Raw genomic sequence first — 227 nt, 5'->3', positions numbered from 1 at the left:
CTTTGATACCTACAGCACGCTCGACTTGCCGGTTGGTATGCCGGATGAATTGCTCACGCAACTCAAAGGCGTGTGGGTCGCTGGTAAGCAGATCAAAATCACTGCCACCGGCGAACCGTCGAGTGGCGGTGTGGCGCAAGGCTTTCCTTCGTCGTGTGATGGAAAAAGCCGGCGGCAAACCGGCCGGTAAATTCTCCAACGGCCGTCCATCGAAGTTTGATAAAGAC

The 227-nt window shown here is 55.5% G+C and carries 1 protein-coding gene; it reads left to right on the top strand.

The window, feature by feature from the left end; translation table 11 throughout:
* Positions 1-190, top strand: a 190-nt coding sequence (locus tag QN347_RS20425; RefSeq protein ID WP_323494492.1) for a hypothetical protein, incomplete at its 5' end; no start/stop codon positions are given.
* Positions 191-227 lie beyond the last annotated feature (37 nt).

It is taken from the genome of Sphingomonas sp. 10B4 (assembly GCF_035019905.1).
Classification (GTDB): Bacteria; Pseudomonadota; Alphaproteobacteria; order Sphingomonadales; family Sphingomonadaceae; genus Sphingomonas; species Sphingomonas glacialis.
This window is presented reverse-complemented; position numbering and strand designations above follow the sequence as displayed.